Annotated in this window: 23 protein-coding genes; 6 read left to right on the top strand and 17 right to left on the bottom strand. The window is 38.1% G+C overall.

Annotated features, from left to right (window positions below; genetic code table 11):
• Positions 1-4: 4 nt before the first annotated feature.
• From tgt to GSM42_RS15265, 14 genes are all read right to left on the bottom strand, one after another.
• The gene (gene tgt, locus GSM42_RS15330) at positions 5-1,141 is read right to left on the bottom strand and encodes a tRNA guanosine(34) transglycosylase Tgt (RefSeq protein WP_160802416.1); all 1,137 of its coding nucleotides are present in this window, start codon (positions 1,139-1,141) and stop codon (positions 5-7) included.
• Positions 1,142-1,224: 83 nt separating this feature from the next.
• Positions 1,225-2,253, bottom strand: coding sequence for a tRNA preQ1(34) S-adenosylmethionine ribosyltransferase-isomerase QueA (gene queA, locus GSM42_RS15325; RefSeq protein ID WP_160802415.1), 1,029 nt, complete (start codon positions 2,251-2,253; stop codon positions 1,225-1,227).
• A 45-nt stretch (positions 2,254-2,298) separates the two neighbouring features.
• Positions 2,299-3,300, bottom strand: coding sequence for a Holliday junction branch migration DNA helicase RuvB (gene ruvB / locus GSM42_RS15320; protein ID WP_160802414.1), 1,002 nt, complete (start codon positions 3,298-3,300; stop codon positions 2,299-2,301).
• On the bottom strand, positions 3,301-3,882 hold the full coding sequence (ruvA, locus tag GSM42_RS15315; RefSeq protein ID WP_160802413.1) for a Holliday junction branch migration protein RuvA: 582 nt from the start codon (positions 3,880-3,882) through the stop codon (positions 3,301-3,303).
• Between the two features lie 14 nt (positions 3,883-3,896).
• Entirely contained in the window at positions 3,897-4,370 is a 474-nt protein-coding gene (gene ruvC, locus GSM42_RS15310) for a crossover junction endodeoxyribonuclease RuvC (protein WP_160802412.1), read from the bottom strand.
• 11 nt (positions 4,371-4,381) lie between these two features.
• On the bottom strand, positions 4,382-4,936 hold the full coding sequence (locus tag GSM42_RS15305) for a hypothetical protein (RefSeq protein ID WP_160802411.1): 555 nt from the start codon (positions 4,934-4,936) through the stop codon (positions 4,382-4,384).
• A gap of 79 nt (positions 4,937-5,015) precedes the next feature.
• Positions 5,016-5,888 (bottom strand): YitT family protein, encoded by an 873-nt coding sequence (locus GSM42_RS15300; RefSeq protein WP_338055314.1) that lies wholly within the window; start codon positions 5,886-5,888, stop codon positions 5,016-5,018.
• A gap of 124 nt (positions 5,889-6,012) precedes the next feature.
• Positions 6,013-6,939 (bottom strand): polysaccharide deacetylase family protein, encoded by a 927-nt coding sequence (locus GSM42_RS15295; protein WP_160802409.1) that lies wholly within the window; start codon positions 6,937-6,939, stop codon positions 6,013-6,015.
• A 92-nt stretch (positions 6,940-7,031) separates the two neighbouring features.
• The gene (locus GSM42_RS15290; protein WP_160802408.1) at positions 7,032-7,625 is read right to left on the bottom strand and encodes a class I SAM-dependent methyltransferase; all 594 of its coding nucleotides are present in this window, start codon (positions 7,623-7,625) and stop codon (positions 7,032-7,034) included.
• 151 nt (positions 7,626-7,776) lie between these two features.
• Positions 7,777-8,529: a YebC/PmpR family DNA-binding transcriptional regulator gene (locus tag GSM42_RS15285; RefSeq protein ID WP_160802407.1), complete on the bottom strand. Its 753-nt coding sequence runs from the start codon at positions 8,527-8,529 to the stop codon at positions 7,777-7,779.
• 54 nt (positions 8,530-8,583) lie between these two features.
• The gene (locus GSM42_RS15280) at positions 8,584-9,438 is read right to left on the bottom strand and encodes an NAD+ synthase (protein WP_237446645.1); all 855 of its coding nucleotides are present in this window, start codon (positions 9,436-9,438) and stop codon (positions 8,584-8,586) included.
• Entirely contained in the window at positions 9,439-10,296 is an 858-nt protein-coding gene (locus GSM42_RS15275) for a nitrilase-related carbon-nitrogen hydrolase (RefSeq protein WP_160802406.1), read from the bottom strand.
• A gap of 86 nt (positions 10,297-10,382) precedes the next feature.
• Complete coding sequence (locus GSM42_RS15270; RefSeq protein ID WP_160802405.1) at positions 10,383-11,342, bottom strand: phosphotransferase; 960 nt, start codon at positions 11,340-11,342, stop codon at positions 10,383-10,385.
• Positions 11,339-11,851 carry a LysM peptidoglycan-binding domain-containing protein gene (locus GSM42_RS15265; protein ID WP_160802404.1) on the bottom strand — a complete coding sequence of 171 codons (513 nt, stop codon included), beginning with the start codon at positions 11,849-11,851 and terminating at the stop codon, positions 11,339-11,341. The genes GSM42_RS15270 and GSM42_RS15265 overlap by 4 nt, the downstream gene beginning before the upstream one ends.
• A 154-nt stretch (positions 11,852-12,005) precedes the next feature.
• On the opposite strand from GSM42_RS15265, the gene GSM42_RS15260 reads away from it, so the two are divergent.
• The 3 genes from GSM42_RS15260 to GSM42_RS15250 are packed head-to-tail and all read left to right on the top strand — an operon-like array spanning position 12,006 to position 14,689.
• Positions 12,006-12,782 carry a GDSL-type esterase/lipase family protein gene (locus tag GSM42_RS15260; RefSeq protein ID WP_160802403.1) on the top strand — a complete coding sequence of 259 codons (777 nt, stop codon included), beginning with the start codon at positions 12,006-12,008 and terminating at the stop codon, positions 12,780-12,782.
• A gap of 13 nt (positions 12,783-12,795) precedes the next feature.
• Entirely contained in the window at positions 12,796-13,713 is a 918-nt protein-coding gene (locus GSM42_RS15255; protein WP_160802402.1) for an ABC transporter ATP-binding protein, read from the top strand.
• Positions 13,697-14,689 (top strand): ABC transporter permease subunit, encoded by a 993-nt coding sequence (locus GSM42_RS15250; protein WP_160802401.1) that lies wholly within the window; start codon positions 13,697-13,699, stop codon positions 14,687-14,689. Before GSM42_RS15255 ends, GSM42_RS15250 begins: the two co-directional genes overlap by 17 nt.
• A 53-nt stretch (positions 14,690-14,742) precedes the next feature.
• Here the strand turns inward: GSM42_RS15250 and ilvE are convergent, their stop codons facing one another.
• Complete coding sequence (gene ilvE / locus GSM42_RS15245; protein ID WP_160802400.1) at positions 14,743-15,642, bottom strand: branched-chain-amino-acid transaminase; 900 nt, start codon at positions 15,640-15,642, stop codon at positions 14,743-14,745.
• A gap of 69 nt (positions 15,643-15,711) precedes the next feature.
• Entirely contained in the window at positions 15,712-16,584 is an 873-nt protein-coding gene (pheA, locus tag GSM42_RS15240) for a prephenate dehydratase (protein ID WP_160802399.1), read from the bottom strand.
• 118 nt (positions 16,585-16,702) lie between these two features.
• On the opposite strand from pheA, the gene GSM42_RS15235 reads away from it, so the two are divergent.
• From GSM42_RS15235 to GSM42_RS15225, 3 genes are all read left to right on the top strand, one after another.
• The gene (locus GSM42_RS15235; protein ID WP_160802398.1) at positions 16,703-17,182 is read left to right on the top strand and encodes a low molecular weight protein-tyrosine-phosphatase; all 480 of its coding nucleotides are present in this window, start codon (positions 16,703-16,705) and stop codon (positions 17,180-17,182) included.
• Positions 17,183-17,956: 774 nt separating this feature from the next.
• On the top strand, positions 17,957-18,532 hold the full coding sequence (locus GSM42_RS15230; RefSeq protein WP_160802397.1) for a TetR/AcrR family transcriptional regulator: 576 nt from the start codon (positions 17,957-17,959) through the stop codon (positions 18,530-18,532).
• A gap of 193 nt (positions 18,533-18,725) precedes the next feature.
• Complete coding sequence (locus tag GSM42_RS15225) at positions 18,726-19,688, top strand: VOC family protein (protein WP_160802396.1); 963 nt, start codon at positions 18,726-18,728, stop codon at positions 19,686-19,688.
• A gap of 329 nt (positions 19,689-20,017) precedes the next feature.
• Here the strand turns inward: GSM42_RS15225 and GSM42_RS15220 are convergent, their stop codons facing one another.
• A complete protein-coding gene (locus GSM42_RS15220) occupies positions 20,018-20,368 on the bottom strand; it encodes a hypothetical protein (RefSeq protein WP_160802395.1) in 351 nt (116 codons plus the stop codon).
• Positions 20,369-20,581: the final 213 nt, after the last annotated feature.

The raw sequence follows: 20,581 nt of genomic DNA, 5'->3' as shown, positions 1-20,581 counted from the left end.
CTCCTTAAAATGCTTTTGTTGGATGAAGTGATCCATAATACTGAGTCATAAACTCTTTTTGAAAATCGAGCAAACGATCTTCACGAATCGCTTGTCTTACTTGTTTCATCAAGTTCAATAAGAAATACAAGTTGTGATAAGTGGTAAGACGTAAACCAAAAGTTTCATCTGCTTTAATCAGGTGTCTTAAATAAGCCCGAGAGTAATTTCGACAAGTGTAACAATCACAAGCAGGGTCTAATGGTCCAAAATCACGAGTAAACTTTGCATTTCGGATGACCAGCCTTCCTTCACTTGTCATCGTCGTACCATTTCGTGCAATTCTGGTAGGTAGAACACAGTCAAACATATCCACTCCAAGAATCGATCCTTGAATGAGTGCATCTGGTGAACCAACCCCCATGAGATAGCGAGGTTTGCTTACTGGTAGAAGTGGTGTAGTTACTTCTAGCGTTTCATACATTAGTTCTTTGGGCTCCCCAACACTAAGTCCGCCAATTCCATAACCAGGAAAATCCAATTCTACCAATTGTTCAGCACTCTGTTTTCGCAAATCCGCATACATTCCACCTTGAACAATGCCAAAGAGTGCTTGTACATCAGGTCGTTTATGTGCTTCTTTACAGCGTTTTGCCCAGCGATAAGTCAATGCTACAGAATCTTCCACATATTTGCGTTCAGCAGGATAAGGAGCACACTCATCAAAAGCCATCATAATGTCTGCGCCGAGTGCGTTCTCGATCCCCATCACTTTTTCTGGTGATAAGAATAGCTTTTCGCCATTTAAATGTGAGCGAAACTCTACTCCTTCTTCTGAGATTTTCCGTAAATTACTCAGACTAAAAACTTGAAAACCTCCACTATCGGTTAGAATGGGTCGATCCCAATTCATAAAAGTGTGAAGTCCGCCAGCTTCTGCAACAAGCTCATGTCCTGGACGTAAAAAAAGATGATATGTATTACTTAAGATAATCTGTGCTTCCATTCCCTTTAACTCTTCTGGGCTCATCGTTTTCACGGTTGCCTGAGTGCCAACGGGCATGAAAATAGGCGTTTCAATGGTTCCATGTGGAGTATGTAGTTTTCCCAATCTAGCACCAGATTGTTTACACACTTTTATTAATTCGTATCGAACAGCCAATGTTCCTGTTCCTTTCTAAATAACTCTTGGTGAGATACACAATATCCATTATACACCAAAGCTTTCTCTGCTCAACCTCCAATTTACTGGATAAACATTGCATCTCCAAAACTAAAAAAACGATATCCCTTGTCAACTGCTGTTTTATAAGCTTGCAACATGATATTTCGAGTGCTAAATGCACTGACTAACATCAATAAGGTGGATTTAGGGAGATGGAAATTGGTTATCATGGCATCCACTACTTGAAAGCGATAACCGGGATAAATAAATATATCTGTCCAACCACTGGTCTCGCGAAAACCTGCAGGTTGATTAGCAATTGTCTCCAATGTACGAACAGAAGTCGTGCCAACGGCTATAACCCTTCTACCTTCGTCTTTTGCCTTCTTAATTTGTGAGGCAACTTCTGCTGACAACTCATAATATTCCGCATGCATTGTATGATTTTCCACATTTTCGACTGACACAGGACGAAAGGTTCCTAGTCCAACATGTAGTGTCAAGTATCCAATTTCTACCCCTTTTGCTTTGCATTTATCCAATAATTCTTTTGTAAAATGTAAGCCAGCCGTAGGTGCAGCAGCAGAACCAACTTCCCTAGAGTACACAGTCTGGTAACGTTCATCATCTTCTAGACGTTCCCGAATATACGGAGGTAATGGCATTTCGCCTAATCGGCTAAAAAGGGTCTCGACATCTCCTTCATATTCCAATCGAAACACCCATCCACCTGCCATTTCCGTGGGGTTTTCGGCTACAGCTTTGAGCTCTCCATCTCCAAAGGAAATAATGGTATCTGGCTTTACACGTTTGGCTGGTTTCACCAGTGCTTCCCATCGATCAGAGCCAAGTGGTTTTAAGAGAAGCAATTCGATTTTCGCTCCTGTTTCTTCTTTGATGCCAAGCAGCCGTGCGTGTCTGACACGACTATTATTGAGAATGAGTAAATCTCCAGCTTGTAAAAAAGAAGGAAGTTCTGCGAAAGTTGAATCTTTTCGTTCACCAGTCTTTTTTCCTACAACCATCAATTTGGAAGAAGTTCGGTCTTCAATTGGTGTCTGCGCAATCAATTCATTTGGCAGGTCATAATCAAAAAGAGATACATCCATTGCGATATCAACTCCAAAAAGAAAAGAGGCATCCGCCTCTTGTTTTTAAGACTTAGGCCATTTCATACCTAAGTAATCTGCACATTGTTTAGTCACCATTCTACCACGTGGTGTACGTTCCAAGAAGCCCAATTGCATCAAATATGGTTCTATTACATCTTCTACTGTATGTGATTCCTCGCCAATCGTAGCAGCAATCGTCTCTAAACCAACAGGCCCGCCTCGAAAATGGGTAAGAATCGACTTGAGAAAACGATGGTCCAATTGGTCTAATCCCATTTTATCCACTTGCATGCGGTCCAATGCACCAATAGCAGCATCTTTACTGACAAATCCATCGCCTTCTACTTGTACAAAATCACGTACTCGTTTTAATAATCGATTGGCAACGCGGGGGGTTCCTCTCGCACGTGTCGCTAGTTCATGAGCACCTTCTGGATTCATCCCAACTTGCAATAAATCTGCTGTTCGTAACAAAATCAAAGAAAGCTCTTCTTCTGTATAAAACTCAAGCCTGCTAACAACACCGAATCGATCCCGAAGCGGGGATGAAAGTGACCCAGCACGAGTCGTTGCACCAACTAAAGTAAAAGGAGGAAGATCAAGGCGTACAGTTCTTGCACTTGGACCTTTTCCAATAATAATATCCAACGCGAAATCTTCCATCGCTGGATATAATACTTCTTCCACAGAACGATTTAAACGGTGAATTTCATCAATAAACAATACATCATTCGCTTCTAAATTGGTTAAAATAGCAGCTAAATCCCCAGGTCGCTCAATGGCAGGCCCAGATGTTGTACGGATATTAGCATCCATCTCATTGGCAATAATGTGAGACAGGGTAGTTTTCCCTAAACCAGGTGGTCCATAAAGTAACACATGATCCAATGATTCGCCTCGCTGTTTTGCTGCCTCAATAAAAACTTTCAAATTTTCTTTTGCATGTGACTGCCCTATGTACTCGCGTAAAAACCTTGGTCGAAGGCTAAATTCTACCTGTTCTTCTTCCATGGCTAATTTAGCGGAAATGATCCGCTCCTCCACTTATCTCACTCCCTTTTGACGAAGTGCTGCTCGAATCCAAGCTTCTACTGATTGGTTTTCCACAAAACTTTGCTCTACTAATTGATTTGCTTCTTTTTCATCATACCCCAGAGCCGTTAACGCGTCGATCACGATTTGACGATCATCAGGAGCTTGTACTTTTGGTGCGTCTTCGAAGGCAGGAAGCCAGTGCGCTAGTTTATCTTTTAAATCTAAAATTAACCTTGCAGCAGTTTTCTTGCCTATCCCGGGCAACTTAGTCAAAAAGGTAATATTTTCGGATTGAATAGCAGAGACAATTTGCGAAGGAGAACCTGCAGATAATATTCCAAGCGCAGCTTTTGGTCCTACTCCTGAAACTGCAAGCAAAGACCGGAACAAATCTCTTTCTTCTTTCTTGGCAAAACCGTATAGCAGTGCTGCATCTTCCCTCACAACATGATGGGTATAAACAACAGCGGAATTCCCTTCTTCAAATTGATAGGGGTTCACTACATATACTTGATACCCAACACCTTGCACATCAATTCCAACATAATCATTTTCGATCAGAAAGATTTCACCTCGTAATCGTTCTATCATTTTTATACGCTCCCTTATCTAGCCCCTGCATGTACTTCACATATAGCAATTGCTAATGCATCTGCTACATCGTCTGGTTTTGGTATTTGGGGTAAGTGCAAGAGTCGTTGCACCATTTTTTGCACCTGACTTTTCTCTGCTTTCCCAAAACCAGTCACAGCCATCTTTACCTGTAACGGTGTATACTCTGTGATTTTTATATTTGCCTCTTCCGCAGCCAGCATGATAACACCACGAGCAGCACTGACCGTAAACGCATTGGTCACGTTTCGATTAAAAAAAAGCTTCTCTATAGCAACCACATCAGGTTGATGAAGGAGAAACAAATGCTTGGACGCATCATACACTTCTTTTAATCTACGTGGAGTCGGCATTCCAGCAGGAGTCTCAATACTACCATAATCAATCGGATGCAATTTGTTGCCTTTTCGAGTTAAAACGGAATAGCCGACGATAGCTATCCCAGGATCAATCCCTATTATTTTCAAAGTGGTTTCTCCTACCCAGATCGTACGATCTTATCTATCTTTTCTTCATCCTGCATTTGAGATAATAATTGTAAATTTACTTTCCAAATCTCTTCTTCTCGTATCGATTCGGCAAACAATCCGAATTCTTCTGCTAATTCTTTCAACCTTGAATTAGATAGAAATGTACCATTTCCCAACCTTACAGCTATCCCACTGTTCATCGGAACAAGTTCAACATGCCCAATATGATTACCGTTATTGTCTTTCTCATTTATATACTCTTGTATCAGCACATCACGGAACGGAATATCATCTTGCGCTACCATAGTCAATAAACTATACAAATGATTCAAGTCAATATTTTTATTTGGCGTAAAAGCAATTACTTTCCGGTTTGCCAACTCCATCAATGTCTTCTTAATCTGTTCTTTTGGTAAACCGGTAACTTCTACAATCACATTCATATCATCAAAATGTATACAACTATGTAACAATACATACTGTTGTTGATCTAGTCCTAATCTTCGGTGATATCGAAGCAATAATTTGTGTAATTGTTGTAAAGAAGGTTGTTGGGTAGTCATGGTTTGCCTACCTTTCTGTCTTGCTGTGGCCTCAGTCCCATTTTAGACCATTCTTACCCAACCTGTCTATGAAGGCGAATCAATGAATATCGTTCTTGGCAAATTGTTTTCCGCGTACATCATGTATATTTCCAATAGCCAAGAAAGCTTCTGTATCAATTTCTTCCACAATCGTTTTTAATTTTGCTTCCTCTAAACGAGTCACAACACAAAAGATAACTTTTTTCAAATCTCCTGTATAGGCACCCTCGCCATTTAAAAACGTAACTCCTCTGCCTAGTCGTTTTAACAATGCTTCCGAAATCTCTTCGTGGTGATCACTTATGATCCAAACTGCTTTCGTTTCATCAAAACCTTCGACCGTAAGATCGATGATTTTAAACGCAATATAGTAAGCAATGAGGGAGTACATCGCACGATCCCAACTGCCAAATACAAATCCGGCGCTTCCTAAAATAAACAAATTAAAAAACATCACAATTTGTCCAATAGAAAAAGGCGTTCGTCTTGAAATCCATATAGCCAATATTTCTGTCCCATCTAATGATCCACCATAGCGAAGTACCAATCCAATTCCTATACCGAGGATAATTCCACCGAAAATGGCTGCAAGCAATGGATCGTTCGTAATCGGTTGATTATGAGCAAATAACACGGTACCAATCGACATAACTGCAACACCTAATATGGTTGCAATGGTAAATGTTTTTCCTATCTGCTTGTAGCCAAACACAAAAAAAGGAAGATTCAATACAAACAAAAATATTCCAAGGTTGATATTTGTCAGATAAGACAGCATGATGGAAATACCAACCACACCACCATCGATAACTTTGTTAGGAACCATCAACATTTCCAAACTAAATGCTACCAGTGTAGCTCCCAGTATAATAAAGATGACACGCTTTATTAGAAGTGCCCAAGATGCACTTTTATGTTTCTTTTTACCCACGTACAAGACCCCTTTCTTCTAGGTATCCTAACCATATTCTTCTATATACAAAAAAAAAATAACCCCTCATTCCACAGGGGTTATTTTCCATCTTGCTATTGCTTTCATTGATGACAATATGTTTTTAGTTTTTGTCAGACTTTTGTGACTCAGGTTGCACTTTTTTCATGACAGGTTTCTTCTTATTCGGGCCAGAATTTTTGCTGTATGCTGGCATATTCAACATATCATCTATTGTTACAAATTCATATCCTTGATTTCTAAGGTAATGAATGATGTTTGGTAAAGCAGTGACAGTGGCTTGAATACTTTTTGAGCCTGCACTATGTTGCAAAATAATACTGCCTGTTTTTAAATCTTTTTTCACTGTTCCCAAAATCTTCTCTGGTGTTTGGTTATTCCAATCCAGTGTATCTACATCCCAATAAATCAATTTGTATCCTTTGTTGCCAATAGATTTTGCCAACTTCTTATTGAGAGCACCATATGGTGGTCGAATTAAAAGAGGAGTCTTCCCAATAACATTCTTAACCACATTGTTGGTATCTTCAATCTGTTTCATTACACCAGCCTCTGGGAGCTTCGTTAAAACAGGGTGATTCCAAGAATGGTTTGAAACAATATGCCCTTCTTGATCAATCCGCTTAAGAACGGAAGGATATCGTTTCGCCATGGTTCCTACAACAAAGAAAGTTGCTTTTACATGTTCTTTCTTTAAAATATCTAGGATTTGCAGAGTATAGTTATTATCAGGTCCATCATCAAAAGTAAGAGCTACCTGTTTCTTATAACGAGATCCTCGATAAAAAGATGTCTCATGTTGCATTCTCGTTGCTTCAAGTGCTATTTTTTGCTTTAAAGTAGTCATATCAATTTTTGGAGCGGGTAGTGCCTTTGCCTGAGTCAATTTCATCGATTGACTAAATAATTCATTGGTGTATTTGACTGATTTGGTATCGCTTTGTGATTTTACAGGTTGATCATCGGAACATCCTGTTAAAATAACCGCGACAGCCGTAGTTAGACAAACGAATCGGCCAAAAAGGGTCAATTCCAATCACTCCTCAAAAACCATACGTGAGGAAATCAAACTAACAAAAATCATATGAATCCTCGAACAAAGCTATTTTACCACAAACGATTTTATTCGACAGGATATTTCTCAGTTGATTGGGCGATTTTGTTACAGTTGAAAACAAAGGCAGGTGGAATATTTAATGGAACAAATGAAGTCGAAACATGACCAAATAATGATTGAAAGGTATGTTTCATTTGCCTGGAATATTGAAAAGCGACTAATTTCCCATTTGGTTTTAATACTTTATATATATCTTGTGCTATTTGGGTTCTTATTTCCCGGGAAAAGTTCGCAAAAGGAAGGCTTGAAATTACTACATCTACATATGGTTCATCAAGCGTATTCACTATATTTGTCATTTCCAAGGCATTCGAATAAAAATTCAAATTGGGATATGTTTCCTTTAATTTATTCTGCATGATTGAGTCTTGTTCAAAAATGAGACCTTTTGCAGAGGAGGAAATATTTTCTGCTATCAGCTTTGTAAAAACGCCTGTTCCTGCACCCAGTTCAATAATTGATTTTATTTCAGCAAAATTTATAGAACGAAACATTTCTTTTGCAAGATAAGAAGAGCTAGGAATAACACTCCCAATGCGCTTTGGAGATTGTATAAAAGAATAAAAAAAGTGAATTTTGTCGTTTTTGTTCAGATTCATCAAACCACCTCTATGGCTTTGCCCATTAATCTACCCTAAACCTATCGATTAATTTGGTTTTGACTTTTATCATACGATTTTTTAAGCAGTTTTGTCGAACAAAAATAAAAAAGCTCACCCAAAAGTGAGCCTATATATATTGTTATATATCTTAACTGTACTTTTCTATCTCATTCTCATCTGCATCAAAATTGGTATAGACTGCTTGTATATCATCATGATCTTCCAATGCATCAATTAAATCCAACACTTTTTTAATTGTATCCCCATGGACTTTAACTTTATTTTCTGGAATCATGGATACTTCCGCTGTTGATAAAGGTATTTCTTGTTGCTCCAGATAAGCCTGTACTTCTTCTAAACGCTCAGGCTCTATGTATACTTCATACGTATCTTCCGAGATTTCCATATCTTCTGGATCAAGATCCAGCAAAAATAGTTCCATCTCCTCTTCTTCCATGGAGACCTCTTCTTTTTCAATCTCAATGACACCTAATCGCTTAAACATCCAAGAAACACAGCCTGATTCTCCAAGATTCCCTCCCCGTTTGGTAAAAGCAAATCGAACATCCGCTGCAGTACGATTTCGATTGTCTGTCAGTGCTTCCACAAGGACCGCAATACCATCTGGGCCATATCCTTCATAGGTGATGGATTCATAATTGCTTCCATCACCTTCTCCTGCTGCTTTTTTGATTGCACGCTCTATATTCTCATTTGGCATATTTTGCGATTTTGCTTTAGCGATCGCAAGCCTTAGCTGATTGTTATTTGCTGGGTCTTTATCCCCTCTCCGCGCTGCCACATAAATCTCTCGACCCAATTTAGCAAAAATCTTTCCTTTGATCGCATCCTGTCTGCCTTTACGATGCTGAATATTTTTCCATTTTGAATGTCCTGCCATGTTTTTCTCCTCTCTACAAGTATTGATTTTTTTGCTAGGAATCATACTTGTTTTTTATAGTCCCCAGTCACGCATATATCGAAAATCTACCCCGACTGTTCGATTGCTAATTTTTATAATGATAGGCATTCTTCGCTTATATTGATTACGTGCGATTCTTTTGGTAACCTGTTCCACCAATGTATCAGAAAATCCTTGCTGAACAAGCTGTTCTCTACTTAACCTTTTATCGAGAAGATGGTATAAAAACCGATCAACGTCATAATAAGAAAATCCTAACTCTTTCTCATCTGTTTGATCTTCCCACAAGTCTGCACTCGGTGCTTTTTCTAATATGGATGACGGGACTCCGATAAATTTGGAGAGCTGTCTTACTTGTGTTTTATATAAATCACCTAGTGGATTAACTGCCGATGCCGCATCTCCAAATTGTGTACCATAGCCTAAAAGCAATTCTGTGCGATTGCTTGTTCCGACGACAAGCGCATTGTAATGAGCAGATAAATCGTACAAAATCGTCATCCGCTCACGTGCCATTTTGTTTCCTTTTCGCAATGGGGTAGCTTCTGGCATCAACTCAAAATAAGCATCAATTTGTGGACTGATGTCAACCGTTAAAGATTGTACACCTGTATCAAGAATCACTTTCTGGGCATCTGTTAGACTAGAAGCACTGCTTGTTCGATATGGCATACATACTGCAATGACATTGTCTTTACCAAATGCTTGTACTGCTAAATAGAGTGATAAAGCAGAGTCTATCCCACCAGAAAGTCCTAAAACTACTTTATGAAAGCCTGCTTTCTCTACTTCTTCTTTCAATGCAGATGTGAGGATACTGATCGCAAGTGGTGAATCCAATGCTAGATAAGGAGCCATTTGTAATTGTTCTTCTAATTTTGAAACCATCTATGTCCACCTCTTCTGTTCCAGCCGGTTCTGACGAATACGGTTTAACTCACGAATGGTAAGGTCCAAATTTTCATCTCGTAATAAAGGAGTTTCTAATCGTGCACGACGCACTTCATCTAAATCAATATCGGTATAGAGCAACTGTTCTTCTAGCATATTTGCTCTTACAAGCTCATCCCCATATGGATTTACAATGGATGATCCTCCAAAAAAGCTGATTCCATCCTCTGTTCCAACTCGATTACAAAATAGGATGAAAAGGCTATTTAATGCAGCTTGATTCTCTAGGTTGGCATACCAAAAAGACTGCGAACCAATCTCGGATTGATCCAATGATCTTGCCGGAGAATTGGAAGGTACCAAAATAAATTGCGCTTTATCTTGAGCAAGTAAAAACGGAGCAGAGGGGTGCCACATATCTTCGCAAATCAATATCCCCATTTGTCCAAAACGAGTAGGAAAACTTCGGATTACTTCCCCTCGTCCAAAATACCTTCCTTCATCAAACATACCATACGTAGGAAGATACACCTTTCGATGAATATGAACGATCTCTCCATTACTTGCATACAGCGTGGAGTTGTAGAGTACATGATCTTCACTTAATTCCACAAATCCAAAAACGATATCCAAATCCTTTGAGTATGTAACCAATTCTTTTATTTCTTGACTATGGACGGAGCGTCCAAGATCATATGTTAGATCCAGTAGGTGATAACCAGTTAAACTGAGTTCAGGAAACAAAAGTAACTCCACTTGGTTTTGTTTGGCTTTTTTTATCCAATCCAAGTGAAGATGATAATTGCGCTGTATATCCCCTAAGGCAGGGCGCATCTGGGCTAATCCGACTCTCATATTTTATTTTGTGCCTCCTTGAAAGCATGTCAAATTTATCATAACATACTCATTCATCAGACTGAAAAAGTTAAATGAAAAGAACATTATTTGTTTAACCATATTCTAATCTGACCAACTCGCTGTAACCAAATAGGATAATCAAAAGCCATCTTCTCTAAGTAAGGAATGGTTTGTTCTTCTTTGTATCCTGATTTCTTCTCTAGTATACCAATTGTCTCCCGTAGAAACTCATTATGAAATAGAAATAAAGTTGCTAATATTTGTTTCTCCCATGATGCTAAAGGTTTTACCACCTCGTAGGACTGAATTAATTGTTTGCATAATGAAACATCCCATTGATGTTCGCACAAAATTCTAGAGCATATCTGCCACACATCTCCTATCTGTAAATCATACGAGGCAGTCTCGAAATCAATCATCCAAGGATTTTCTCGCTTATCCAAAACCCAGTTATGACTAGCTAGATCCCTGTGACACAGCATATGATGACGGCTGGAAGCCTCTCCATAGGTTATCAGTCCATTTCTACACAGTTTCAGATAAGATTCGTATGCATGATGGTAAAATCGAGGACCCATATAATGGAGCAATTGTACAACCCTACTTGCATTTATTCTCTTTGGTCTCACCAAAAGATGATAAAAATGATCCAAACGATCATATAGTCTATCAGATAAGAGATACGCCACCTGTTTAATAGGCGGCGTTTCTAAGTATTGCCCTTTCTGATGAAACTGCGCAAGCAGCTGCATAAGGGCAAAAAGATGCGTTTTTTCTTTATAAGAAATCGTAGTACCTTCAATAAATAAAGATAAGAGCCAAGTACCTATTTGTTTTGTTTTTGGAAATGAATGAAATCCTCTCTTCCTTAACTCTTGTTCAATATCTCCCCACCAAATACTATGCTGATTATCTGGAAACGGTTTGGCAATCCATTTTTCTTTTTCTCCTATGATCATCCAATAATTGCGATATGCTTGTATATCTACAATTTCGGTAGATAATCCCAAAGACATCTGTTTTATATTTGGTTTCTGGTTCATCCGTATACGGTTGAAGAGCTCTCTTTTTTTGCTTTTCTCATTTTTTGATAGGTTGTTGGAGGATATATAGGCGGTGGATAGATTGGATAAGGCATAACTGGCAACGGCTCAAATTGTGACGTTGAAAAATAAGGTTGAAATCCTGGTTGTGTTGGGAAAATAGGAGCAAATGGAGATGCGACAGATGAAAATTCTTCTTCATCTAATTCACTCTCTAAATCGTCCCATTCATCCTCATCTTCCAATTCCCAACTTAACTCTGTTTCATCAAGGGGAACTGGTTCTAAAAAAATAGGAGTTATATCCTCTACTAATGCTTCCTCTTTTCTTGAATCCGGAATCGATAATGGTACTTTTCCAGAAGGAATTCGTATTTTGTTTCCAGGCTCCAAAGAAACCTTCTCTTTGTCTAGATCTGGATTTGCTTCTAATAATCTTTCAAATGGTACATTATATTTCTGTACAATCTCTTCAAAGACTTCTCCTGGTCGAACAATATGAATTTTCATGCCCATCCTCCTAATTAAAAAAGCATATATCTTCATCCTATGCATGAAGTGGGCTAATTTTGCTTTCCGTTTTTGAAATAGGACTTAAGAACGGTATCTTATGGAGAACATAAGCGGTACAATAATCAATGGATCAAATGAAAAGGAGAAAAATATGCGGAAGAAGACTATGATGTTCGTTTATATCGTGGCTGCACTCTCCACTGTGTTTTTGATCACTGGATTTGCTCTCGGAGTCAAAGAAATTCTCCTACCCCAAATCCAAACTACACAGCAAATAACACAGTCAAATGAGAATGTTTCGATAAGCAAAGAAGGATTGTTACTTGGTTTAGGGGATTCTTTAACAAGAGGAATTGGTGACTCTAGCGGACAAGGATATCTAGGTCGCTTAAAAAAGAAAATGGAAACTACAGGCCAATCCAGTCTCAGTATGATGAACCTCGCTGTTAGCGGTGAAGTTTCTCCTCAACTGGTCAAGCAGGTAGAAGATACGCAAACACAAACTTTAGTGAAACAAGCAAAATGGATCACCATCACCATTGGCAGCAATGATTTATTTCGCGGAAGTGGTCAATTAGAAAACATCGACTTAGCGAGCTCTAAGAAAAGTTTAGATGCGTACAAGAAAAATATATCGAGTATTCTCCAGCTCCTGCGGAAATTGAATCCAAATGCTACGATCATTTTTATGGGTATTTACAACCCATTTTCCGGGCTAGAGAATGAAAAATTGACCTCTTCGCTAGTAGCAGATTGGAACAGTGCTCTTCTTAAAATAACTTCTAACTATTCAAAAGTAATTGTTGTTCCGACTTTCGATTTGTTCCAAGTAAATAACAAACAACATCTATCAAGTGATCATTTTCATCCAAATGATGCCGGGTACCGGCGAATAGCAGATCGTGTTTTCCAAGTAATTAATGAGTAAGGAGGCCAATGATATGGAAGCTGTATTGTCTGTTGAACACCTCACCAAAAAAATTGGAGCTCGAACAATCGTCGATGATGTTTCTTTCGAAGTAAAAGCAGGTGAAATTTTTGGTTTTCTGGGACCAAATGGTGCTGGGAAAACAACCACTATTCGTATGTTAGTAGGATTGATCAGACCGACCTCTGGTTCTATTGTCATAGGAGGTTATAACCTTCAATCTGATTTTCTTCAGGCGATTAAACAAGTAGGCTGCATTGTCGAAAATCCAGAGCTATATCCTTATCTAACAGGACGAGAAAACTTAGAACATTTTGCCCGCATGATTGATGGGATTGATACCAAGAGAATTGAAGAAGTAGTTCGCTTAGTCGAACTAGACAAACGGATCGATGAAACCGTTAAAACATATTCCCTTGGTATGCGGCAACGTTTAGGGATTGCACAAGCACTTTTAGGTGATCCACAATTGCTTATTTTGGACGAACCCACAAACGGACTAGACCCTGCGGGAATCCGCGAACTACGCGCATTTATCCGTCGTCTGTCTCAAGAACAATCCATTAGTATCTTCATATCCAGTCATATCCTATATGAAATCCAACTTCTATGTGATCGAGTGGCGATCATTAGCCATGGAAAAGTATTAAAAACTGCTCCTGTTGTACAATTGGTTGGAGAAGAAAGCAAAGTAGAATGGTCTGTAGACCCATTACCAAATGCAGTCTCTCATTTGTCCAATCTACCTTATATCAAAAATGTCGAACAACTCGGAAAAGAACGTTTAATGGTACATATGCCTGTTGAAAAAATTGCAGAAACCAACCAATTACTACTTTCCTCTAAAATTCAAGTTAGTGCAATTCGACCAATGAATCAAACCCTTGAAGATATCTTCTTAGAGATAACAGGCGGTGAGGGTATTGGCTAAACTTGTTTACAATGAACTATTGAAAATGTTTCGCAAAAAGCGATTTCTAGTAGTTGTTCTTATCTTAGCAGTACTCATTCCGATCTTTACCTATGCTCAGTATATAACCGTACAAACAACCATAAAACAAATAGGAACTTCTGATTGGAAAGCTATATTGCAACAACAAATTATCGATCAAGAAAATCGACTCACTTCAAGTAGAGTACCCGATGAATGGAAAAAATGGACTCGCTTAACGATTGCGCAAGAAAAATATTATTTGAAAAATAATATAAATCCAACTTCACCTGGAGCACCTACATTCGTTCGAAAATTTGTAGAAGAAGCAGTCGCTTTATTTATACCGCTAATCGTTGTTATTTTAGCCGCTGATTTGGTCTCATCCGAATATGGGAACGGGACAATAAAGTTACTATTAACTAGACCAGTCGCACGTTGGAAAGTCTTACTGAGTAAATACTTAGCCTTACTCTTAAGTGTTTCATTGGTGATGTTGATCACTGGGTTACTCAGTTACCTTATATCTGGGATCATATTTGGGTATAAAGGATGGGATCTTCCCGTATTAACTGGTTTCATCCAACAAGGAGATCAATTAATTACCACACAAGTCCATTTGATACCTCAATGGAAATATATTATTTTCGCTTATGGATTAGCATGGTTCTCAGCATTGGCAGTTGGCACGATCTCCTTTATGGTGTCCGTACTAGTAAGAAATACAGCTACAAGCATGGGTGTTATGCTGGCTGCTGTTATTTCTGGCAGCCTACTCTCTCAGTTGGCTCCTACATGGCAAAGTTTGCGTTACTTTATTTTTATCAATCTCCGTTTAACGGATTATCTCGCTGGAAAACCAGTGATCATCTCCGGTATGAGTCTGCCATTTTCCTTGGCGATGCTTTCTATATGGTCCTTAGTAGCTATTGTGATTGCCTTTGTCGTATTTTCCAAAAAAGATGTGCTAAACTAAAAAATAACCCACACCGTTTTGAATTAAAACGGTGTGGGTTTTATGTGATGGATTTATAATTTTACTTCACTAGGAAAAGCAGATACACCATCAACGGTTACTAATTTTCTGAATTGACTAATTAAATCTTTTGAAACAGGTCCTGGAACCCCTTTACCGACTGAGCGACCATCTACTTGTACGACAGATATTACTTCTGCACCAGTTCCTGTTAATAATACTTCATCCGCATTAAATAAATCATGTCGGGTAAATGGCTCTTCTTTTAATGGATAGCCTAGTTCCCCAGCGATATCGATGATCGTTTGTCTGGTGATCCCTTTTAATGCTCCCAAATAACAAGGAGGGGTATAAAGAACATTATCTTTTACCATAAAAATGTTATCACTTGAACCTTCAGTTACATATCCATCGCTAGAAAGAATAATCGCTTCCCCAGCACCAGCTTGTTTTGCTTCTGATTTTGCGAGGATATTGTTTAAATAGTTAAGCGATTTTACACGCGGATTTAGAGCGTCTGGAATATTTCTTCTGGTCGGAACGGTTACTACGGTAAGTCCCTTATCATAAAGTTCTTGTGAATATAGACGGATTTTATCAACAATGATAACGACATTTGCGATTTCACACTCCGATGGATCCAAACCTAATGGACCATCACCACGAGATACAACAAGTCGAATGTAAGCATCTACAAGCTGATTTTTGCGAACGGTTTCTACAACGTGTGCTTCTAATTCGTCCAATGAATAAGGAATATCTAGGAGGATTGACTTTGCAGATTCGTACAGACGAACCATATGCTCATGAAGGCGAAAAACATTTCCACTATAAACACGAATTCCTTCAAAAACTCCATCACCATATAAAAAGCCATGATCGAATACCGAAATCATTGCTTCTGATTTTCTTTTATATTCGCCATTCAGAAAAACCCAACGTTCGCTTTCCATTTCTAATCCTCCCATAATTTTTAATAATTATTTAGATTTCTGTAAGTATAAGCCTGGCACTACTGCTTGTCAATGAATAGCCTTCTCCAAAAACGAGAAACATGGATACGAGCCTAATACCCGAATTTTACATCCAATCGCTTCAATCTCTTCTATACAACCTTTTAGTAAAACATGTTCAACTGGTAAATCTGCATCAATCAAAAAGAAATAATTACCAATCCCTGTTTTGGTTGGACGAGACTCAATATGTGTTAAGTTAATTTTGCGCCAAGAAAAACTAGCTAATACTTGATACAAAGCCCCTGGGTAGTCTTTTGGCAATGTAACTTGCAAGCTTGTTTTAAACAACTTGGAATCTTTGCTCCATGTATCTTCATTTTTACTAATTACAATAAACCTAGTGACGTTATTTGAATGGTCTTCTGCATGAGATTCCAGAATATCTAACTCATTCATCACAGCTGCCTGTCTTGCACCAATAGCAATCCATGGTTCATTCGGAGAGTCTGCAACAATCTTTGCAGCTTGAGAAGTACTATCGGTGAATACCCACTCTGCTTGGGGATATTTCTCTTTTAAGTATACACGACATTGGGCAATCGCTTGTGGGTGAGACATAATTTTTTTAATTTTATTAGCAGGTGTATTTTTTTGATCTGGATGCGCAACGATACATTGTGAGATAGGGAAAAGAAACTCTGCTACAATAGGTAAATTCACTTGGTGCACCAGCCAGTCTAACGTTGCAGTGACGGAACCTTCAATCGCATTTTCTACTGGTACAACACCAAGATCAACAGAACCTTTATCTACAGCACTGATCACATCAGGAATGCTCGTCAGCGGGGTATGACGATATAAATCGGGTCTAAACAAGGACTCTGCTGCCTCGTGACTAAAAGAACCTACGGGTCCTAAGTATCCAATATTTTTTAACATATAGTAATTCTCCTGACTCACTCATTTTCAACTTTATACAAAAATGAAGTAGACTGTCCATCTACTAGGTTATTATGTTAAACTAAAAATGAAATTATTTTAATTAAGGAGTAATAGCATGATATCCGTATTATTTGTCTGTCTGGGTAACATCTGTCGTTCTCCTATGGCTGAAGCTGTTTTTAGACATTACGTAAAAGAAGCAGGTTTACAAGATAAGATACACATTGATTCAGCAGGTACTGGAGATTGGCATATCGGAAATATACCCCATGTCGGTACCCGAACCAAATTGGACCAAGCAGGTATGTCATATGTTGGGATGGAAGCGAGACAAGTCGCTCCTTCTGATTTTACCTATTTTAACTTTATAATCGCAATGGATAATAGTAATTTTAAAAATTTGACACGTTTATCTGGGCGTCCTTGCTCTCACCTATACCGATTTGTAGACTTTATTCCAGAGACTAGCTATCAAGAAATTCCCGATCCTTATTTTACTGGAGACTTTGATGAGACATTTGATCTCGTCTCCAAAGGTTGCCATGAGTTACTTCATCGCATACAAGTAGAATATCATCTCCAGTCAACAAAATAATCCATATAGCTTTTTGGTAAGTAATGTTTGCATACCCTCCTATTTATGTGCTGATCAAGGCCCCTTTCCTATTGTGATACATAAATTTTCCCACATTCATTTTAGGAATACGAATCATACTGGGCCTTTTTTGCGTATCGTGATGTTTTATCCCTAGACATATATTCTAGTTAATGTATTTAGATTCAACTAGGTGCGTCCCATCGCAACAAACGTGCACAATTTTACGTAGCCCTGTTACTTTCTCAAGATTTTCAAAAATCAAGCACATCGAGAACTTGGATATTCATCATTACCGTAGACCTGTTACACCATTCTAGCATGCTAGACAACCGGTTCCAGTAGATAATTATGTCAGGTCGCCAACGAGTAAATGCAACTTCGAAAAAATACTCCTCAAGCTGTTCTAGAACGATGTGCTTGATACTACTGCGTCGAAATTATTTTACACAGGCTGTATCCAGAAACCTAGAGTATTGAACATGTCCGAGAAGTTCTCTTACATGAATTCAGTAGAAAATTTTTGTCCTCCCTTCCCCATACAGAAAGACCTTAATTGTCACTGAACTCCTTTCCAGTCTTCGACCGGATGAAAAAAATACAGCAATCCATAGCAATGTATAAGCTGAAACAAATATTGGTTTTCTCCCTCATACTCCACATAATAAAATTTCCTTTAGCAGATATATTGTAAAAATAACATTTGATAAATATCTGAGAATGAGGTAAATTAGCTACAGACCAAACGGTCGGTTTGTTAAAAGGAGTGAACTGATGACAAATACGAAAGAACACATTTTAAATGTTTCCTTAAACCTTTTTATGCAGAAAAGTTACAAAGAGGTTACATTGAAGGAAATTGTTGATAAGACAGGAATGTCAAAGGGGGCATTTTATCATTATTTCGAAAGTAAAGAGCAACTTTTTGTTGAGGTAATTAATTTTGCCTTTGCTACTGTTATAGACGATTCTTATAACAAATTTAGTAAGGAATCTTTGTTTCAATTTTATCACGATTATATCGATTACTTTATCAATGAAGAGGCTCCTAAGCTGACTGTAAATTACATTTCTCTTACTTTTGATGCTTTAAAGTTTGTTCCTGATTTCCAGAGAAAATTATTGAAGTCTCAAAAAGCACAAATGGAGACTTGGAAGGAGGTTATACAGGAGGCTAGAGATCGTGGGGAAATTAACACACCTATGAAAGATGAAGAAATTGCAAAAATGTTTATCTACTCGATAGATGGATTTGGTTTGCATAGAGTATTTGGACAAATAAATAGGGAGCATATGAAATTATCCTTATTAACTTTATGGGATAGTTTTTATGAAGAATTAAAGGTTTAATTTTTTATAATCTACATACCGACTATCCGGTTTGTAGGATAAAACCAAAAATTCAACTTAAAAAACCTCATTCCACCAATAAAATAATCAATTTACGACACTGGTTTTTATTAAAGAGCAATTATCCCTATCAAAACTAACACCTTTTTGAGGGTTACGGAAAAATAAGAAAAAGAAGAAAGTAGTGAACACGATGAGCACTAAAATCAAGCATATACATCACGTAGGTCATGTTGTAACAGATATGGGAATCGCTCTAGAGTTATATCGAAAAATTGGATTCATTTTGCCTGAACCGTCTTATCCAATGATGGCTGAAAAAGAAGGGGAGATTCCCAAACCATTTGGTGCAGGAAATACACACGCTACATTTCTTCATAATTTCATCGAAATAGTTACTGTAGTGGATGACGAAAAACGGATTCCTCACAATGCCCATCTCGTCTCCCTTCAGGCCCCACCGACTGTAATTCCTCAAATTATCAAAAATATTCGCCGTACTGTTTCTAAAATTTCTAAATGCCTATCACGTTTTGAGGGAACACATATTTTGTGCTTCTGCACATCCGATGCAGAAGCATCAGCGGCTCAATTCGATCAAGTAGGGGTTAAACATAGTGGTGTTAATCCCATACAACGCCCAATCGAAACCACAAATGGAAAGCAACTATTCCCTTTACATTACCTTGAAATTGATGGAGAAGATATTCCCGAAGGTCGATTGGCCATTGCCGAAAATCCGTCATTGGATATTTTGAAGACACAAGCCCACATGAATCATCCTAATGGAGCGATTGAACTTGTGGAAATAATTCTTTGCGTTACTGATTCTCAGCTTGATGATTTCACCAAACGTTACTGTCGCTATTTAGGTCAAGATGCACAAATAGAGGAAGCAAAACGAATTTTTGATCTTAATGGTGCACACATAACAATTGTTCCTGAATCTCGACTGAATGATATTTTACCAGGTGAAGCATCGCCTCCTTTGCCAGGATTTGTCGGATATGCGGTTACAGTGCATGATATCTCAGACACACGTAAATATATCGAAGGAAATGGGTTTCCAGTAGTAGAAACGAAGAATGGAGATATTTTCGTACCAGCTTACGCGTTTCTTGGTACTGCAATAATCTTTAGGCAACATAGAGGATAGAAAGATTTATTTTTTAACCAAATGAAATAATCAACGCTCACAATCGCTATCAGCTGTAAGAATAGGATTAATAAGAAAACAAAGTCAAACAACCAGCTACTTAATGACAGAGATAGTTGGTTGTTTTGTGGTGCTATATGAAAGCAATTAGGACTAATGTTCTGTTTTTACACGTATCTCCACGTGCACCCCTTTTATACACATACTGGAATCAATGATAATTCGCTGATCACTTTAAAATTTAAGCGAGCACCTTATATGTTAGAGACTAGTATTTGGGTGTTGGTAGAGAGCAGTAGAAATTAGCTTATGGTATTTCATGTCCTTATTTATGTTACCCGTTTCATGAGACAAAATGAATCCACATAGGCAGCGCTCATCTTCATTTGATTTCCCTTCACTTGAATCGTGATCTCATGGTGTCTTCCTTTAGGCGCTACAATATCATAAAGATCACCATTGAGGTGTTGATACGATCCTTCTAACCATTGATGTCTACCAACTAAAAATTTTGCCTGACCATTTTCTTGAAAAACCATTTCATTATAAAGTCTGCAAGCATATTTATCTTCTTTCCAATGACCAATCAACAGCTGTTCCTTTTTCTGGTGTTCAGCATTAGAGATACAAGAAGATAGGATCGGTAAAAAGATACATAGAAAAGACAGGATACGTTTCATGATAACTCCTCCAAAATGGGGCTTACATCTTATTGCTCTCCGGTTTGTTTATTTAAAAATCTCTTGCCTCATCTTCAAACATCATATCATCACATAAAATCCATATACCATTTTATCATCCTATCGCAAAAAATTCTGCATTTGGCAAACAAAATATAACTTATATACGCATAAAAGCAAACATAAAATAGATAGGTTTGCTTTTTTATTGAC

It is taken from the genome of Shimazuella alba, from assembly GCF_009831235.1.
Classification (GTDB): domain Bacteria; phylum Bacillota; class Bacilli; order Thermoactinomycetales; family Thermoactinomycetaceae; genus Shimazuella; species Shimazuella alba.
The sequence above is the reverse complement of the archived record's forward strand: the minus strand, read 5'-3'. Positions and strand labels throughout refer to the sequence as shown.

Bases quoted from the DNA above. Each gene is read 5' to 3' on its own strand.
- GSM42_RS15260 (WP_160802403.1), top strand. From the start codon at position 12,006: ATGCGGAAGAAGACTATGATGTTCGTTTATATCGTGGCTGCACTCTCC.
- GSM42_RS15225 (WP_160802396.1), top strand. From the start codon at position 18,726: ATGAGCACTAAAATCAAGCATATACATCACGTAGGTCATGTTGTAACA.
- pheA (WP_160802399.1), bottom strand. From the start codon at position 16,584: ATGTTAAAAAATATTGGATACTTAGGACCCGTAGGTTCTTTTAGTCAC.
- GSM42_RS15290 (WP_160802408.1), bottom strand. From the start codon at position 7,625: ATGAATCTGAACAAAAACGACAAAATTCACTTTTTTTATTCTTTTATA.
- GSM42_RS15280 (WP_237446645.1), bottom strand. From the start codon at position 9,438: ATGGTTTCAAAATTAGAAGAACAATTACAAATGGCTCCTTATCTAGCA.
- GSM42_RS15220 (WP_160802395.1), bottom strand. From the start codon at position 20,368: ATGAAACGTATCCTGTCTTTTCTATGTATCTTTTTACCGATCCTATCT.
- GSM42_RS15230 (WP_160802397.1), top strand. From the start codon at position 17,957: ATGACAAATACGAAAGAACACATTTTAAATGTTTCCTTAAACCTTTTT.
- ilvE (WP_160802400.1), bottom strand. From the start codon at position 15,642: ATGGAAAGCGAACGTTGGGTTTTTCTGAATGGCGAATATAAAAGAAAA.
- GSM42_RS15255 (WP_160802402.1), top strand. From the start codon at position 12,796: ATGGAAGCTGTATTGTCTGTTGAACACCTCACCAAAAAAATTGGAGCT.
- GSM42_RS15235 (WP_160802398.1), top strand. From the start codon at position 16,703: ATGATATCCGTATTATTTGTCTGTCTGGGTAACATCTGTCGTTCTCCT.
- GSM42_RS15275 (WP_160802406.1), bottom strand. From the start codon at position 10,296: ATGAGAGTCGGATTAGCCCAGATGCGCCCTGCCTTAGGGGATATACAG.
- GSM42_RS15305 (WP_160802411.1), bottom strand. From the start codon at position 4,936: ATGACTACCCAACAACCTTCTTTACAACAATTACACAAATTATTGCTT.
- GSM42_RS15270 (WP_160802405.1), bottom strand. From the start codon at position 11,342: ATGAACCAGAAACCAAATATAAAACAGATGTCTTTGGGATTATCTACC.
- ruvA (WP_160802413.1), bottom strand. From the start codon at position 3,882: ATGATAGAACGATTACGAGGTGAAATCTTTCTGATCGAAAATGATTAT.
- GSM42_RS15285 (WP_160802407.1), bottom strand. From the start codon at position 8,529: ATGGCAGGACATTCAAAATGGAAAAATATTCAGCATCGTAAAGGCAGA.
- queA (WP_160802415.1), bottom strand. From the start codon at position 2,253: ATGGATGTATCTCTTTTTGATTATGACCTGCCAAATGAATTGATTGCG.
- GSM42_RS15265 (WP_160802404.1), bottom strand. From the start codon at position 11,851: ATGAAAATTCATATTGTTCGACCAGGAGAAGTCTTTGAAGAGATTGTA.